The following is a 13,973-nucleotide window of genomic DNA, read 5'->3' as shown; positions in this document are numbered from 1 at the left end:
GTTAGTGGCCTTCCTTGGCCTTGGCGACGTCCTCGCCCGTGTCGAAGCCCTTCTTCAGGCCCTCGGCCATGTTCAGGTGCTCCTGGACCTTCGGCGCCGTGGCGGCGGCGAAGGCCTTGATGGCGGCGGTGTCGCCGTCCTGGGCGTAGCGCTGCAGCAGGTTCAGGGCCGCCTGGTGGGCGTCGACCTGGCTGTCGGCGTACTTCTTGTCGAAGTCCTTGGCGTCGGCCTTGGTCAGATCGTCGATCTTGCCCTGGGCGTCTTCCGACAGGACCGTCGGCAGGGTGATGGTCGCGCCCGAGGCGGCGATGGCGGTCTTCAGCTCGGCGCTGGTGGCCGTGTGGGCCTTTTCCATCGCGGCGGCGAACTTCTTCACCGACGGGTTGGTCGAGCGCGTGGCGGCCAGCTTGGCGGCGGCGATCTCGAACATGTCGCTATCGGCGGCCTTGGCGGCGAACACGTCGGCCTTGGTCTCGTCCGACGGGGTCGGGACGGTGGCGGCCGGGTTGGCGTCCGGGGTCGCGGCTTGTTCAGCCGGGGTGGCGGCGCCCTTGGTTTCTTCGGTCTTCGGACCGCAGGCGGCGAGGCTGAGGGCCGCGATGGCGGCGCCGGCAATCATCAGGTGACGGGTCATGGCTCTGTCTTTCCCTACGCGTTTTTCTTAGAGGTTCTTGAAAGCTCTGCGGCGCACGGCGCCGTGTGATCAACAAAACCTCACGGGGCCGTGAACGGTTCCGTGGGTGGTGGGGGAGAATGCGATGACCCAGGAATCCCAGGCTATGGGTCCATTGGCCGGACTGCGTGTGATCGAGATGGGCTCGCTGATCGCCGGACCCTTCTGCGGCCAGGTGCTGGGCGACTTCGGCGCCGAGGTCATCAAGCTGGAGGACCCCAAGGTCGGCGACCCGATGCGCCAGTGGGGCCGCTCCAAGCCCAAGGGCCTGTCGCCCTGGTGGCCGGTGATCGGCCGCAACAAGAAGTCCGTCACCGTCGATCTGCGTACGGACGAGGGCCGCGCCATCGCCCGCGCCCTGATCGCCAAGGCCGACGTCGTGGTCGAGAACTTCCGCCCCGGCACCCTGGAAAAGTGGGGCATGGGCTACGAGGACCTGGCGAAAACCAATCCCGGCCTGGTCATGGCGCGGGTGTCCGGGTTCGGACAGACGGGCCCCTATTCCAAGCGCGCCGGCTACGCCCTGGTCGGCGAGGCCATGGGCGGCCTGCGCCACATCACCGGCGAGCCCGACCGCAATCCCGCCCGCGCCGGCATCTCGATCGGCGACAGCCTGTCGGGCCTCAACGCCGCCCTCGGGGTGATGATGGCGCTGCACGCCCGCCAGCGCACCGGCAGGGGCCAGGTGGTGGACGCGGCCATCTATGAGAGCGTGCTGACGGTGATGGAGAACCTGATCACCGAATACGACCTGACCGGCTATGTCCGCGAACGCTCGGGGGCCGTGCTGCCCGGCATCGCGCCGTCCAATGTCTATCCGACCAAGAGCGGCGAGCTCGTCTTGATCGGCGCCAACCAGGACACCCTGTTCAGACGCCTGTGCGAGCTGATGGGCCGTCCGGACCTGGCCGACGACGTCCGCTACCGCGACCACGCCGCCCGCGGCGCGAACCAGACCGAGCTGGACGCCCGCATCGCCGCCTGGACGCTCGACCAGGACATCGACGAGCTGTTGCCGAAATTGCAGGAGGCGGGTCTGGCGACGGGGCGGATCTACCGCGCGCCGGACATGATCGAGGACCCGCAGTTCGTGGCGCGGGAGTCGATCGTGAGCGTGGCTCACCCGGTGTTTGGGCAGATCAAGATGCAGAACGCCTTCCCGAAGCTGACGGAGACGCCGGGCGGGGTGCGGTGGCCGGGGCCGACCTTGGGAGAGCACACGGAGGCGGTGCTGACCGAGGTGGCGGGGATGAGTGCGGAGGCGGTCGAGGGGCTGCGGGCGAAGGGCGTGATCTGAGGAGCCGTCCTCGTCCTTCGACACGCTCAGGATGAGGACTACTTTTTATGGCGGTTCACTAGAAACCTCATCCTGAGCCTGTCGAAGGACGAGGTTTCGGGCCCGCTAAAGCTCCATCCGGAAATACACCACCCGCTCGGTCTCCTCGAACCCGACCGCCCGGTGGAACGCATGGCTCTCCACGTTATCGGCCAGCGCGTCCGAGGCCAGTTCGCTGCACCCCCGTTCCCGGCCCCAGTCGGCGACCGCCGCACAGAGCGCCCGGCCGATCTCGGCCTTACGGTGCTCGGGTCGGACATAGAGCCCTTCCACGAACGCCACCGGCGAGGTCTCGCAGCCGTTGACGTAGTCGTGACGCAGGCCGGCTTCGACGAAGCCGGCGATCACGCCGCCCGGCGCTTCGGCGACGAAGGTCACGAGATCGGAGTCTTCCAGCGCCTCTGCCGCCTCGGCGCGGTGCTCGGCGACCGAGCCCTCTGGCCACAGCGCCACCCGCAGCTCAGCCCACCCATCGAGATCGGCCGCGCGGACCGGACGGACGATCACATGCGTCCGGTGACGCCCGCCACCGCCCGCGCGATCTGGTGCACGTTGTACGGCTTGCGCACGATCGGGGCGTCAAAGCCCATCGGCGCCGCCTTGTCGGCATAGCCGGTGGCGAACACGAACGGCCGGCCCATGCTGCGCAGGATCTCGGCGACCGGGGCCACCGACTGGCCGTTGAGGTCGGCGTCCAGCACGGCGACGTCGAAGACCATCTCGACCATCGACAGGGCCTCGCTGAGTTCGGCCGCGCAGCCGACCACCTCGACGCCGGCGTCCTCCAGGCCCGCTTCCAGCTCCAGCGCCAGCAGCAGGCTGTCCTCGACGATCAGCACCTTCAGCCCGGCGATGGCGCCCGGACGGACGGTCTCGTCGGCGGCGACCACGGTCTCGACGATGCGTTCGGGGGCGGCCTGGGCCTCCTCGATCGGCGGGGCGTCGGCCAGGGCCTCGGCCGCGCCCTGGATCATGGCTGTGACGCCGCCGGACTTGTAGTTGATCTTGGCCCAGCCGCCGAGCTCGCGGCCGGCGACGTCCTCGATCAGGGTGGCGCCGAAGCCCTTGGTCGTGGGGGCGGTGGCCGGCGGGCCGCCGGTCTCCAGCCATTCCAGCGCGAAGCCGCCTTCGGGCGTGCGCCGCCAGACCACCTCGACCTTGCCGTTCTCGGTCGACAGCGAGCCGTAGCGCACAGCGTTGACGGCCAGCTCGTGCAGGGCCAGCGACAGGGCCGAGGCCGCGCGCGGCGTCAGGAACATTTCGGGCCCGTCCCAGCGGGTCTGGGTCGGCGACAGGCCGCCCAGCTCGGCGGCGGCGATCCGCGCCAGGGTCGCGCCGCGCCAGCGGGCGGCGGTCAGCAGGTCGTGGGCCGAGCTCATCGACTTCAGCCGGCCGGCGAAGGTCTTGAGGAACACGTCCAGCGAGGCCGACTTGCGCGCCGACTGGGCCGCCACCGACTGGACGACGGACAGCAGGTTCTTGATGCGGTGGTCGAGTTCCACGACCAGGTTCTCGCGCTGGGCTTCCTCGGCCTTGCGCTCGGTGATGTCCTGGACGACGCCGATCAGATAGGCCGGCTCGCCGTCGTCGCCGGGCACGATCACGCCCGAGCCGTGATTCCAAACTTCGCGGCCGTCCGGGCCGTTGGGGCGACGGTACTCGACGTCGTAGTGGCCGGTCTCTCGCAACTGCCTGTTGATGAACTCCGGCGCCCATTCCTGGTCTTCGGGGTGCAGGTAGTCGAACAGCACCAGGCCGTTGCCGGCGGGCACCTCGCCCGGCTCGATGTTCGAGATCTTGGCCAGGCGCGGGCTGACCTTGATCACGTCGCGTTTGATGTCCCACTCGAACTCGCCGAGGCTGGCGGCCGAAATGGCCAGGTCCAGGCGCTCGCTTTCGAGATTACGCCTGGATGCCAGGGCCTCGGCGGCCAGTTCGGCCAAGTCCTCGAGCGCCTGCAGATCCTCGTCCGAGGCCGTGCCGCTTGTGCCCGGACCTTCGACGACCAGCGCGCCCAGCGCGTGACCTTGAGCATCGCGGATCGGCACGGCCAGGCCGACGGGGCCGTTGGCGGTCACCACCTGGGCGGCCAGATCGCCGTGGCGTGGGCCTTCGGGACCGGGATAGCCGACATAGGCCTTACGCCACACCCGGTCCTGGTCGACCAGGACGACGGCGGCCTTGGGCGCATCGAACAGCTTGGCCGCCAAGCGCGCGAGGCGCAGGAACCTAGGCTCGTTGGTCGCGCCGCCCAGGATGTCCAAGGCCTTCAAGGCGTTGAGACGGTCGGCTTCCTGACGGTCGTCGCTGACGATGGGGGCGTCCTCCATGATTCGACCTTAGACCCGCTTCGCGTTTGGCGCGAGCCGGTTTGGAATCGATTCCCGTGGTGAAGCTTGACGACCTTGAGTATCCTGGAACCGCAACGCTAAGCTCGGCGTTGACGGGGCGCAGCTTCAGCGCCCAGGACGTCTTTGTTTCAGCTCGGTCGCGTCGCCAACCAGGAGATGACCATGCCCGCCAACCTGAATCCCGCCGCCAAGGAAGCCGACAAGGCCAAGGGCGCCACGCTGGAAGCCGTCCAGCACGCCGAGCGCAGCTTCGCCGAAGCCGCCGACGCCGCTCGCGCCTCGCTGACCGAGGCCGCTCGCCGCGTCGAGAAGTCGGTGACCGAGGGCTTCGAGACCCTGCGCGCCCAGAGCCGCACCTATACCGACACCGCCGGCCAGCAGATCGAGGACGCCCAGCGCTACGCCTCGGAACGCATCCGCGAACGTCCGATCACCGCCACCCTGGCCGGCCTGGGCGTGGGCGTGCTGATCGGCCTGCTGATCTCCGGCGGCCGTAGCAGCAACCGGTGATCTTCGAAAAAACCCTGATGACCCTGGCGGCGGCGGCGGCGATCGCCGCCGCCGCCGCGGTCGGCGTCGTGTCCGCCGCCTTCGCGGTCTATGCCGTGCTGGTCCCGCTGGTGTCGCCGGCGGGCGCCGCCGCGATCGTGGCCGCCGTCGCGGCGCTGATCGTCGCCGTCGCCGGCATGATCGCCGCGCGCAAGGTCGAGGGCAGCCGCCACGGCCACCACAATGCGCCGCCGCAGGCCAATTTCGACATGACCGCCAAGGTCGTCGAGATCGTCCGCGACCGCCCGATCATGTCGATCGGCATCGGCCTGGCCGCCGGGATCTTCGCCCTGAAGAACCCGACCCTGACCGCCGCCGTGGCCAAGGCCTTCCTGGACCCGAAGCCACCGCAGCGCTGATCGCGCGTTTATATGCAGATACCGACCGCCGCCGGGCTCGCTCGGCGGCGTTTTGCGTTCCCAGATTTCCCAGTCTTTAGATTTTCGGGAAACCCCAAGTTTCAAAGGGAATTTCTCAACTAAAGTTGAGCGGGCCGGGCTGCTTTAAAAGCTTACGCTTTGGCCTCACCCGTTCTAGATGCCTGTCGCGCGTTCCCTTCCTCTCCATGGGAACGCCTTCCCCATGGAGTGATCATGACGTACTCGCTGCCGGACCTGCCCTACGCCTACGACGCGCTGGAGCCGACGATCTCGGCCAACACGCTGCGCTTCCACCACGACAAGCACCACGCCGCCTATGTCACGGCCCTGAACGGCCTGCTGAACGGCGACGACAAGGGCTCGCTGGAAGCCGTGATCAAGGGCGCCGGCCCTGGCAAGGTGTTCAACAACGCCGCCCAGGCCTGGAACCACGCCTTCTTCTGGGACGGCCTGTCGCCGACCAAGACCGCGCCGGGCGCCGACCTGGCCGCCGCCATCGAGTCGACCTTCGGCGGCGTGGACGCCCTGAAGGAAAAGTTCGTCGCCGAAGGCATCGGCCACTTCGGCTCGGGCTGGGTGTGGCTGGTCTCGGACGCCTCGGGCGCCCTGAAGATCATCTCGACCCACGACGCCGAGAGCCCGGTCACCCAGGGCCTCACCGCCCTGGTCGTCGCCGACGTCTGGGAGCACGCCTATTACCTGGACTACCAGAACCTGCGTAAGGGCTTCCTGGAAGCGGTGTTCGACAACCTGATCAACTGGACCCTGGCCGACAGCCAGTACGCGGCCGCCAAGTCGGGCGCTCAAGGCTGGGCTTACCCCGCCCCGACCTAAGGTCCCGCTTCTTCGGAACGCCAGGGAGTCGGGGGCGTTGTTTCCAAGCGAGACAACAGCCTCCGACGCCGTCGGATTTTCCGGAGACAACCCATGCTGAACTGGGCCGTGACCTTCCTGGTGATCGCCTTGATCGCCGCCCTGCTGGGCTTCACCAGCATCGCGGGCACCGCGATCGGGATCGCCAAGATTCTGTTCTTCGTCTTCCTGATCCTGTTCGTGGTGTCCCTGGTCGCCAACGGCTTCCGCGGGCGAGGCGCGCCACGCTAGGCGGACACGACATCGAACGACGAGCGGCGCGGCTTTCGGGTCGCGCCGTTTTCGTATCTAACCTCGACGATCGAAGGCCCAGGTGCGCCAGACGTCGAACTTGCCCTTGTCATAGGCCATGGCCGCCACCCGCACGCAGTGGGGCTCGACCTCGATGACGTTGAAGCCGGGCGCCGCGCCGCGCTCGCGATGCGACAAGGTGCCTGAGCCGACCGCCTGGGTTCTGCCGTCGCCGAACGGGATGGCGGTGACGAACGGCAGGTGGATGTGGCCCGACAGGATGACGTCGGCGCCGGCGGCGACGAAGCGGTTGGCGGCGTTGACCCCGCCATGGACCTTGGCGGTCATCGGCCCGCCCAGGATCTCCATCAGCGGGTGGTGGCAGACCACGACCTTGAGGTCGCCGGCCGGGGCGGCCTCCAGTTCGCGCACGATCCGGCGGATCTGGCCGTGCGAGACCGCGCCCTTCGACCAGTTCCAGCGGATCTGGGCCGCGCGGGCGGTGTTCAGCGAGGCGACCGTGACGCCCGGCGCCTGCCACGAGGCCCCGTCCTCGTCGCCGAACCGGTCCTTGAACCGGCCCCAGGTGCGGGTGAAGCGCTCGAACAGCTCGCGAGGGCCGACGAAGGGCGTGTCGTGATTGCCGGGTGAGACGATCTTCGGATCGGGCAGGCGTTTCAGCCAGGCCGCGGCGGCGTCGAACTCGGTGACCTTGCCATCGAGTGTCAGGTCGCCGGCGGCGATGATCAGGTCCGGCGTGGCCGCGACGATCCAGGCGGTGGCCGCCTCGATGGCCTCTTTGTTTTCGCCGCCGAAATGGATGTCGGAGACCTGGATGAGTTTCATCGATCTAGGCTTCGTCAGGGGGCACCAGTGCGCGGAAGGCCTTGGGCCGGAAGCGGATCGAAACTTCGGGATCGAGCCGGGCCGGCTCGCCGTCGAAGATCGCCGGGATCCGGCCCCGGGCCCAGACCTTGCCCACCCGGCAACGGCCGACCGACACTGAAGGATCCTCGCGCCACTGCCCCCGCGCGGCGTTGAAGCCCAGGCGGAAGACGTCCAGAGCGCTGGACGGGTCCATGGCGGCGGCCTCCAGGGCGCGCTCCTCGGCGTCCATCGCGGTGGAGACCAGCGGGCACATCAGGGTCAGGGCCTCGGCCTTCTCTTTAGGCCGGCCGTCCAGGGTAAAGCGCAGGCGGCCCGAGAAGGCGCTGCGCAGAGCCCGCCGGGCGCGGGCCACGGCGATGGCGGTCTTACCCTCGCGTGCGGCCTCGCGGGCCGTGGCCCACAGCGCCGGGCTGCCCAGGATGGCGGCGACGAAGAACAGCCGCCCGCCGACCTCGCCGCCCGAGATCATCCGCGCTTCGCCACTCTCGAGGCAGGCCTTCATGGCCGCCTGCCAGTCGCGGTCGCCATAGAGGGCGCGGGGCAGCATGTTCATGGTGCCGCCTGGCAGGGGCGCGATCAGCGGACCGTCGGGTCCGGCCAGCTCGGCCGCCGCCCGCGCCGTGCCGTCGCCGGCCAGCACCAGCACCGCATCCGGCGCGCCGTCGATCACCGAGCGCAGGCAGTCGGAAAGTTCACCCGGCTGCGGGGCATGAACCACGCCCGAGACGCCGTACTCGGCCAGCAGCCGCTCGGCGATCTGCGGCGCGTCGGGACCGACCGATCCCGAAGCCGTATTGGCGATGACGTCGATGCGCTTCACGTAACGCCCCTCTCGTGAAAGTCGGTGACGCAACGGCTGCCCGCGTCCCATGGTTCCGCTTGGCGAACGGAACCGCAGCCTCCGGGAGTCGTTTGCTGGACACGGGGACAGGAAGCTCGGATCGGAGAAGCCACCATGAAGATGACCATGATCGCCCTTATGGGCGTGGGCGTGCTGGCCTCGGCCTGCACCTCGACCGGCAATGTCGAACGCAACGCCGCCGGCGGCGCCGCCCTGGGCGCGCTCGCGGGCGCGGTGATCGGCAATAACGTCGGCAGCGGCAGCGCCGGCACCGGGGCCGCCATCGGCGCGGCCATCGGCGGTACCGCCGGCGCCATCAAGGGCTGCAAGGAAGATGGCGGTTGCGGCTCGACGTCGGTCAATCGCCGCCAGTACTATGACGAGCGTGCGGGCCGTTACTACTATTACGACTCCCGCAGCGGTCGCTACTATTGGGAAGACGGCAGCTCGCGCTACTAGTTAGCGGTTAGCGACGACGCCCCAACGCAAGGCGATCGGCATGGCCGGTCGCCTTTCTTGTGCTCGCAAGCTTCGGAGGAGGGTGGAATGAGAACGACGAACATCATCGCCATGGGCGGCCTGGTGCTGGCCCTGGCCGGTTGCGCCGAAACCCAAGGCCCCTGGCGCACGCTGCGCAAGCCGGTGGCCGCCGCCACGCCCGCTTGCGACGGCTTCCAGTCCTCGGTCTATTTCGAGCAGGACAGCGCCGCCCTGACCAAGGAGGCCCGGATGATCCTTTCCAGCGCCCAGGCCCAGGCGCGGGGCTGCAAGGTCAAGTCGGTGCGGGTGATCGGCCTGGCCGACGCGGTCGGGGCCTCGCAGGACAATCTGGCCCTCTCCAAGCGCCGCGCCGCCACGGTGACGACGGCCCTGAGCAAGGTTGGCTTCAGCAAGGTCGACATCGACGCGGCCGCCGTGGGCGACGCCGGCGCGGTGGCGGCCTCGGGCGCGTCCGCGCCGCTGCGCCGTCGGGCGGACATCCTGTTCGATCTGGAGCCGTAGGATCCTCAAGCGGGTCGGCAGCGCCGATCCGCTTTTCTCCGGGCGACCATAGCGCGCGAAGAATGGCGGGCCGGGTGTCCCGGTCCGCCAAAGTTCGCATCAACAAAGGGGGGTGCGAAGGCGGCAGACTGGCTATCGCCAGTCTCAAGTCGGGGGGGCGTCGCCGCCTTCGCAAAGATGAAAACGACGACTCGCGCGAACGGTTCCCGCTTCGCGCGATTTTTTTTGCACGCGATCTTCGCGGCTTCCGAAGCGGCGGAATTGGGAACGGCCAAGGCGGCGGGACGTTGAAAATGCCAGGCGGACACGGTGTCCGCCGGGGCAGGGGAGCAACGTCGTGATCCGGACTTATGTGGCCGAACATGGCGGTACGGTTTTTGTCTCGACGCTGAGCCAGCGTCAAAAAAGGGTGCGTTCGCGGATCATGGCTTTGGCCGTGATCGTCGCGATCGGCGTCTCGGCCGGAACGGTCCAGGCGTTCAACGATCGTGAGCGTGCGAGCGTCGCCGCCCAGTGGACGCCATAGGAGGTATGAAATCATGCCCGCCGACATTCATCACAACGCCGCGCCTGACCACGCACCGCGCCTGAACGCCACCCGCGCCCGTCAGGGCCGCTGGGGCAAGCACGTGTTCTGGGTGCTGATCGCCTCGACGGTCCTGGCCGCCCTCGCTCTGTTCGGCGCCTGGAGCTTCCGCGCCAACGACCTGGCGGCGGTGGAGGTCAACAACGGGGCCAAGACGCCGGCCGAGGCCCAGCGCTATGACACGCCGCAGAGCCCGGCGCGTCAGACGCCTTAAGCGCTTCAGGCTGATCGACATGAAGGGGCGGCTTCCGGGAGGAGGCCGCCTTTTTCTGTGCGCGTCGTAGCGCCCCAAAGAAAAACGGCCTCCCTTTCGGAAGGCCGCTTCGCTTGATCGGGAAGTCTCTAAAACCCTACGCCGCCTTGGTCTGGCTGCGGCGCGGGTGGAAGAACAGGGCCTGGCCGATCGCCGCCTTCACCGTTTCCGGCTGGAAGGGCTTGGTGATCAGGAAGGTCGGTTCCGGGCGCTCGCCGGTCAGCAGGCGCTCGGGGAAGGCGGTGATGAAGATCACCGGCACGTCCATCCGGCCCAGGATGTCCTTGACCGCGTCGATGCCCGACGAGCCGTCGGCCAGCTGGATGTCGGCCAGGACCAGGCCGGGGGTGTTGCGCGCCACGGCGTCGACGGCTTCGCCGCGGGTGGCGGCGATGTCGATGACTTCGTGACCCAGTTCCTTGACCAGAGCCTCGATGTCGGCGGCGATGACCGGTTCGTCCTCGATGATCAGGACTTGCGTGGCCAGTTCGGCGTCGATTTCGGCCTGGGCGTCGGAGATCAGTCGCTCCACCTCGCCGAAGTCGCAGTCCAGGATCTGGGCCGCTTCGGTGGGGGTGAAGCCCTCGAGCGCGGTCAGCAGGAACGCCTGGCGCGAGCGCGGGGCGATGCGCATCAGGCGTTGCGAAGCATCGTCGCTGCTGTTGAGGCTGTCTTCACGGCGGGCCTCCAGCTGGGCGCCGGAGCTGAGCCAGATGGCGTGGAACACGCGGTACAGCGCCACGCGCGGCGACAGGTCGGCGTCCAGCGAGCGCTCGCCGGCCGCCAGGGCCTCGAGGGCCACGCGGACGTAGTGATCGCCGGTTTGCTGGTCGCCGGTCAGGGCGCGGGCGTAGCGGCGGATATAAGGCAGATGCGGCGCCAGCCGAGCTAGAAGACTCATGACCCCTCCCGATGCGGTGTCTTCGAAAACAACTAAACGAACGGCAAAGCTAAGCCGTTCCGTCGAAGTCCGATAACGCCCCCTCAACTGAGCGGTTCCGCGAACGACGGAATTTTGACATCCTATGCCCAAGCTTATGGAACCCGGTACGGAAAACCACGTTGTCGTCTGGCGGAAAGACATTCGGCCAAAGGGGGCGGACGCCGATGCAAATGCAGTTCGGTGTCGAGGACATGATCGAACACGTACCCATGGAAGATAAACGCAAGAGCGCCGCGGCGCTGGATGAAGCGCGTCTGCGGCAGCAGGCGATCGGCGTGAAACTGCGTCAGATGTTCGATGAGGTCGTCAACGAGGCGGTGCCCGACGAATTCCTCGAGATCCTGCGCAAGGCCGAGCCTCCCAAGGGAGAGCGCTGAGCATGAGCGAACCGCAAGTCGGCCGCTCGCCGCCCGATCCCGTCCGCGACGTCCAGTTCAAACGTGAACTGGTCACGCTGATCCCGCATCTGCGCGCCTTCGCCCGCACCCTCACCGGCGACCCGACGGCCGCCGACGATCTGGCGCAGGACGCCATGATGAAGGCGTGGGACGCGCGCGCGTCGTTCCAGCTGGGCACCAACATGAAGGCCTGGACCTTCATGATCCTGCGCAACCAGTTCTATTCCGAGAAACGCCGCAGTTGGCGCCAGAGCCAGCTGGACCAGGAAGCCGCCGAGCGGACCTTGGTGGCGGTCGACGATCCGGAAGCGCCCGTCGCCCTGGACGAACTGCGCCTGGGCCTGGCCATGCTGCCGGCCGAACAGCGCGAAGCCCTGATCTTGGTCGGGGCCGGCGGCTTCGCCTACGAGGAGGCGGCAGACATCTGCGGCTGCGCCGTGGGCACGGTGAAGAGCCGGGTCAGCCGCGCGCGCCGCGCGTTGCAGGCCATCTTGGAAGCGGGCGCCTATGATCGTGACGGCGGATCGGCGGGTGACGCCATGCACGCCATCCTGGCCGACGCGGAGCGGTTGAGCTCTCTACGGTGAACGCCCTCGCCGGCCGCGCCGCGCAGGCCGTAACCTCCATCCGCGTCCGCCTGGCCCTGGCGCTGTTCCTGGCCTTGCTGCCCGTGCTGCTGATCGGCATCGCGCAATCGGTGCTCGCCTTCCGGGCCGAGAACGACGCGCGCCGGCAGAGCCTGGAGCTGGCCGCCAGCCATAGCGCCACCATGGCTTTGGCCCGCATCGAATCCGCCGGGGTGCTTTTGCAGACCCTCGGCCCGGGTTCGGTGGGGCTGGAGTGCGCCCAGCGCCTGGCCGACGTGCGCGCGCGGCTCACCGGCTACGCCAACCTGATCCGCTTCGACAGCCGAGGCCGGGTGGCCTGTGCGGCCGCGACCACGCCGTATGACACCCAGCGCGGTGCGCGGCCCTGGTTCCAGGCGCTGCGCGACGGCGATCGCATCGTCGTCGCCAGCGCGCCGGGCACGGCCTATGCCGACGAACCGGCGGTGCTGGCCGCCGTGCGCGCCGGCACGCCCGAGAAGTTCGACGGGGCGATGGCCGCCGTCCTGACCTTGACCGAGCTGAAGCTGGAGACCGCCAGCCGCTTCCTGCCGCAAGGCGCCGAGGTGGCCCTGGCCGATTCCAGCGGGCGCATCTTCGCCGCCACCGACGCCAAGGCCTTCGAAACCGTCTCGCCCCGCTGGCGCCAGGAGGCGACCAAGGAAGACTCGGCCCTGTGGAGCGGCCGCGACCTGGAAAAGCGTCCTCGCACCTATTCGGCCGCGCCGCTGGTCGGCGACGATGTCTTCGTCGTGCTGTCCGCGCCGGCGCCGGGCCTGGTGTCGTGGGCCTCGCTGAGCCCGATCTCGCGGATCCTGTTGCCGTTGCTGGCCTATGTGCTGGTCCTGGCCGCGGTGCTGTGGGTGACCGAGCGCGAGGTGGTGCGCTGGATCGTCTATCTGCAGCGCGTGGCGGCGATCTATGCCCGTGGCCGCTTCACCGTCCGGCCACTGCAGGCCGAGCGCGCGCCGCCCGAGATCCGCGAACTGGCCGCGACCCTGGACGCCATGGCCGGCACCATCGTCACGCGCGACGCCTCGCTGATGGACAGCCTGGCCGAGAAGGACGCGCTGATGCGCGAGATCCATCACCGGGTGAAGAACAACCTGCAGATCATCACCTCGCTGCTGAACATGCAGCAGCGGGCGCTGAGCGATCCGGCCGCCAAGGCGGCGATGAACGACACCCGCCAGCGGATCACCGCCCTGGCCCAGATCTATCGCGCCCTCTACCAGGGGCCGGACCTGAAGCGGGTGGACCTGCGGCCGTTCCTGGAGGAGCTGACCGCCCAGTTGCTGGCCAACGACATGTCGACCTCGCCGCTGGTGCGGACCGAGGTGCATGCCGATCCGCTGGTCATCGATCCCGACCGCCTGGCCCCGATCGCCCTGTTCGCGGTCGAGGCCATCACCAACGCCCAGAAGCACGCCTTCGGCCCCAATGGCGGTAAGCTGGAGGTCGGCTTCCACGTGCGCGGCGAAGAGGCCGAGCTGTCGATCAGCGACGATGGTCCTGGCGTTGCCGACGGCCTGGGCGGCGGTGTGGGCCGCACCCTGATGACCGCTTTCGCCCGTCAGCTGCGCGGCAAGGTCAGCTTCGAAACCCACGAACCGCGCGGCTTGACCGTGCGGCTGATCTTCCCGACTCCGCAGGCCGTGACGCACCAGGTTTGAATCCGGAACCGAGCTTCGCCGCTGACGTTCTCTGGGGGCACTTATTCACACGCCCCTTTCTCCCCTTTTTCAGGGGCGCATTAGCGGAGAAGACCATGCGCAAGCTCGTGATTATCGCTGCCGCCCTCGCGTCCCTGTCGGTCGCGGCCTGCAACACCGTCGAAGGCGCCGGCCGTGACGTCTCGTCGGCAGGTAAGGCCGTCACCGACACCGCCAAGGACGTCAAGTAAGGGTCCTTTCAGACCCTACTGATCAGAGGCCCGCCGGTTCCGCCGGTGGGCCTTTTGTCTTTCAGCCACCGACGAAGTGTTTCGTCGTTGCAACCTTAGGGCGGTTATCCGCCATCGGACTGAAAAACTGCCGGGTCAAGCTCGATGCGTTCGTCGAGGGG

At 68.4% G+C, this 13,973-nt stretch carries 19 protein-coding genes; 13 read left to right on the top strand and 6 right to left on the bottom strand.

Annotation, left to right across the window (positions count from 1 at the left end):
* Window position 1 precedes the first annotated feature (1 nt).
* Entirely contained in the window at window positions 2–634 is a 633-nt protein-coding gene (locus tag AC1RR5_RS00270; RefSeq protein ID WP_492919113.1) for a DUF4142 domain-containing protein, read from the bottom strand.
* A 145-nt stretch (window positions 635–779) separates the two neighbouring features.
* On the opposite strand from AC1RR5_RS00270, the gene AC1RR5_RS00265 reads away from it, so the two are divergent.
* Entirely contained in the window at window positions 780–1,970 is a 1,191-nt protein-coding gene (locus AC1RR5_RS00265; protein WP_492919782.1) for a CaiB/BaiF CoA transferase family protein, read from the top strand.
* Window positions 1,971–2,075: 105 nt separating this feature from the next.
* On the opposite strand, the gene aac(6') is transcribed toward AC1RR5_RS00265, so the two are convergent.
* Together aac(6') and AC1RR5_RS00255 are read right to left on the bottom strand one after the other, a co-directional pair.
* On the bottom strand, window positions 2,076–2,516 hold the full coding sequence (gene aac(6'), locus AC1RR5_RS00260) for an aminoglycoside 6'-N-acetyltransferase (protein WP_492919112.1): 441 nt from the start codon (window positions 2,514–2,516) through the stop codon (window positions 2,076–2,078).
* The gene (locus AC1RR5_RS00255; protein WP_492919111.1) at window positions 2,513–4,339 is read right to left on the bottom strand and encodes an HWE histidine kinase domain-containing protein; all 1,827 of its coding nucleotides are present in this window, start codon (window positions 4,337–4,339) and stop codon (window positions 2,513–2,515) included. The genes aac(6') and AC1RR5_RS00255 overlap by 4 nt, the downstream gene beginning before the upstream one ends.
* 183 nt (window positions 4,340–4,522) lie before the next feature.
* On the opposite strand from AC1RR5_RS00255, the gene AC1RR5_RS00250 reads away from it, so the two are divergent.
* The 4 genes from AC1RR5_RS00250 (at window position 4,523) to AC1RR5_RS00235 (ending at window position 6,393) form a co-directional block, all read left to right on the top strand.
* Entirely contained in the window at window positions 4,523–4,870 is a 348-nt protein-coding gene (locus AC1RR5_RS00250; protein ID WP_492919110.1) for a hypothetical protein, read from the top strand.
* A complete protein-coding gene (locus AC1RR5_RS00245; protein WP_492919109.1) occupies window positions 4,867–5,268 on the top strand; it encodes a hypothetical protein in 402 nt (133 codons plus the stop codon). Before AC1RR5_RS00250 ends, AC1RR5_RS00245 begins: the two co-directional genes overlap by 4 nt.
* Before the next feature lie 234 nt (window positions 5,269–5,502).
* Entirely contained in the window at window positions 5,503–6,123 is a 621-nt protein-coding gene (locus tag AC1RR5_RS00240; protein WP_492919108.1) for a superoxide dismutase, read from the top strand.
* 93 nt (window positions 6,124–6,216) lie between these two features.
* On the top strand, window positions 6,217–6,393 hold the full coding sequence (locus AC1RR5_RS00235) for a DUF1328 domain-containing protein (RefSeq protein ID WP_454718380.1): 177 nt from the start codon (window positions 6,217–6,219) through the stop codon (window positions 6,391–6,393).
* Between the two features lie 57 nt (window positions 6,394–6,450).
* Here AC1RR5_RS00235 and AC1RR5_RS00230 read toward each other — a convergent pair whose 3' ends face one another.
* Window positions 6,451–7,239, bottom strand: a complete 789-nt coding sequence (locus AC1RR5_RS00230; protein WP_492919107.1) for a metallophosphoesterase family protein — start codon at window positions 7,237–7,239, stop codon at window positions 6,451–6,453.
* 4 nt (window positions 7,240–7,243) lie between these two features.
* Complete coding sequence (locus tag AC1RR5_RS00225; RefSeq protein WP_492919106.1) at window positions 7,244–8,101, bottom strand: diacylglycerol/lipid kinase family protein; 858 nt, start codon at window positions 8,099–8,101, stop codon at window positions 7,244–7,246.
* A gap of 135 nt (window positions 8,102–8,236) precedes the next feature.
* Here AC1RR5_RS00225 and AC1RR5_RS00220 point away from each other — a divergent pair, with 135 nt between their 5' ends.
* The 4 genes from AC1RR5_RS00220 to AC1RR5_RS00205 all read left to right on the top strand — a co-directional run bounded on the left by AC1RR5_RS00220 (window position 8,237) and on the right by AC1RR5_RS00205 (window position 9,924).
* Window positions 8,237–8,581, top strand: coding sequence for a YMGG-like glycine zipper-containing protein (locus AC1RR5_RS00220; RefSeq protein WP_492919105.1), 345 nt, complete (start codon window positions 8,237–8,239; stop codon window positions 8,579–8,581).
* An 87-nt stretch (window positions 8,582–8,668) separates the two neighbouring features.
* Window positions 8,669–9,124, top strand: a complete 456-nt coding sequence (locus AC1RR5_RS00215; RefSeq protein WP_492919104.1) for an OmpA family protein — start codon at window positions 8,669–8,671, stop codon at window positions 9,122–9,124.
* 337 nt (window positions 9,125–9,461) lie between these two features.
* The gene (locus AC1RR5_RS00210) at window positions 9,462–9,650 is read left to right on the top strand and encodes a hypothetical protein (RefSeq protein WP_492919103.1); all 189 of its coding nucleotides are present in this window, start codon (window positions 9,462–9,464) and stop codon (window positions 9,648–9,650) included.
* A gap of 13 nt (window positions 9,651–9,663) precedes the next feature.
* Window positions 9,664–9,924 (top strand): hypothetical protein, encoded by a 261-nt coding sequence (locus tag AC1RR5_RS00205; protein WP_492919102.1) that lies wholly within the window; start codon window positions 9,664–9,666, stop codon window positions 9,922–9,924.
* Window positions 9,925–10,060: 136 nt separating this feature from the next.
* Here AC1RR5_RS00205 and phyR read toward each other — a convergent pair whose 3' ends face one another.
* Complete coding sequence (gene phyR, locus AC1RR5_RS00200; RefSeq protein WP_492919101.1) at window positions 10,061–10,864, bottom strand: anti-anti sigma factor/receiver protein PhyR; 804 nt, start codon at window positions 10,862–10,864, stop codon at window positions 10,061–10,063.
* Between the two features lie 233 nt (window positions 10,865–11,097).
* Between phyR and nepR the strand changes: the two genes are divergently transcribed.
* The 4 genes from nepR (at window position 11,098) to AC1RR5_RS00180 (ending at window position 13,812) form a co-directional block, all read left to right on the top strand.
* Window positions 11,098–11,283 carry an anti-sigma T factor NepR gene (gene nepR / locus AC1RR5_RS00195; protein ID WP_199743613.1) on the top strand — a complete coding sequence of 62 codons (186 nt, stop codon included), beginning with the start codon at window positions 11,098–11,100 and terminating at the stop codon, window positions 11,281–11,283.
* A gap of 2 nt (window positions 11,284–11,285) precedes the next feature.
* Window positions 11,286–11,891, top strand: a complete 606-nt coding sequence (locus AC1RR5_RS00190; RefSeq protein WP_492919100.1) for a sigma-70 family RNA polymerase sigma factor — start codon at window positions 11,286–11,288, stop codon at window positions 11,889–11,891.
* Complete coding sequence (gene phyK, locus AC1RR5_RS00185; protein ID WP_492919099.1) at window positions 11,888–13,582, top strand: sensor histidine kinase PhyK; 1,695 nt, start codon at window positions 11,888–11,890, stop codon at window positions 13,580–13,582. Before AC1RR5_RS00190 ends, phyK begins: the two co-directional genes overlap by 4 nt.
* A gap of 95 nt (window positions 13,583–13,677) precedes the next feature.
* Window positions 13,678–13,812 carry an entericidin A/B family lipoprotein gene (locus tag AC1RR5_RS00180; protein WP_492919098.1) on the top strand — a complete coding sequence of 45 codons (135 nt, stop codon included), beginning with the start codon at window positions 13,678–13,680 and terminating at the stop codon, window positions 13,810–13,812.
* Window positions 13,813–13,973: the final 161 nt, after the last annotated feature.

The sequence above is a fragment of the Caulobacter sp. GW821-FHT11E11 genome (genome assembly GCF_058808315.1).
This window is presented reverse-complemented; position numbering and strand designations above follow the sequence as displayed.

Excerpts from the sequence above, each read along its gene's own strand:
- AC1RR5_RS00270 (WP_492919113.1), bottom strand. The coding sequence starts at position 634 with ATGACCCGTCACCTGATGATTGCCGGCGCCGCCATCGCGGCCCTCAGC.
- AC1RR5_RS00265 (WP_492919782.1), top strand. The coding sequence starts at position 780 with ATGGGTCCATTGGCCGGACTGCGTGTGATCGAGATGGGCTCGCTGATC.
- AC1RR5_RS00255 (WP_492919111.1), bottom strand. The coding sequence starts at position 4,339 with ATGGAGGACGCCCCCATCGTCAGCGACGACCGTCAGGAAGCCGACCGT.
- AC1RR5_RS00250 (WP_492919110.1), top strand. The coding sequence starts at position 4,523 with ATGCCCGCCAACCTGAATCCCGCCGCCAAGGAAGCCGACAAGGCCAAG.
- AC1RR5_RS00240 (WP_492919108.1), top strand. The coding sequence starts at position 5,503 with ATGACGTACTCGCTGCCGGACCTGCCCTACGCCTACGACGCGCTGGAG.
- AC1RR5_RS00235 (WP_454718380.1), top strand. The coding sequence starts at position 6,217 with ATGCTGAACTGGGCCGTGACCTTCCTGGTGATCGCCTTGATCGCCGCC.
- AC1RR5_RS00230 (WP_492919107.1), bottom strand. The coding sequence starts at position 7,239 with ATGAAACTCATCCAGGTCTCCGACATCCATTTCGGCGGCGAAAACAAA.
- AC1RR5_RS00220 (WP_492919105.1), top strand. The coding sequence starts at position 8,237 with ATGAAGATGACCATGATCGCCCTTATGGGCGTGGGCGTGCTGGCCTCG.
- AC1RR5_RS00215 (WP_492919104.1), top strand. The coding sequence starts at position 8,669 with ATGAGAACGACGAACATCATCGCCATGGGCGGCCTGGTGCTGGCCCTG.
- AC1RR5_RS00205 (WP_492919102.1), top strand. The coding sequence starts at position 9,664 with ATGCCCGCCGACATTCATCACAACGCCGCGCCTGACCACGCACCGCGC.
- phyR (WP_492919101.1), bottom strand. The coding sequence starts at position 10,864 with ATGAGTCTTCTAGCTCGGCTGGCGCCGCATCTGCCTTATATCCGCCGC.
- nepR (WP_199743613.1), top strand. The coding sequence starts at position 11,098 with ATGATCGAACACGTACCCATGGAAGATAAACGCAAGAGCGCCGCGGCG.
- AC1RR5_RS00190 (WP_492919100.1), top strand. The coding sequence starts at position 11,286 with ATGAGCGAACCGCAAGTCGGCCGCTCGCCGCCCGATCCCGTCCGCGAC.
- AC1RR5_RS00180 (WP_492919098.1), top strand. The coding sequence starts at position 13,678 with ATGCGCAAGCTCGTGATTATCGCTGCCGCCCTCGCGTCCCTGTCGGTC.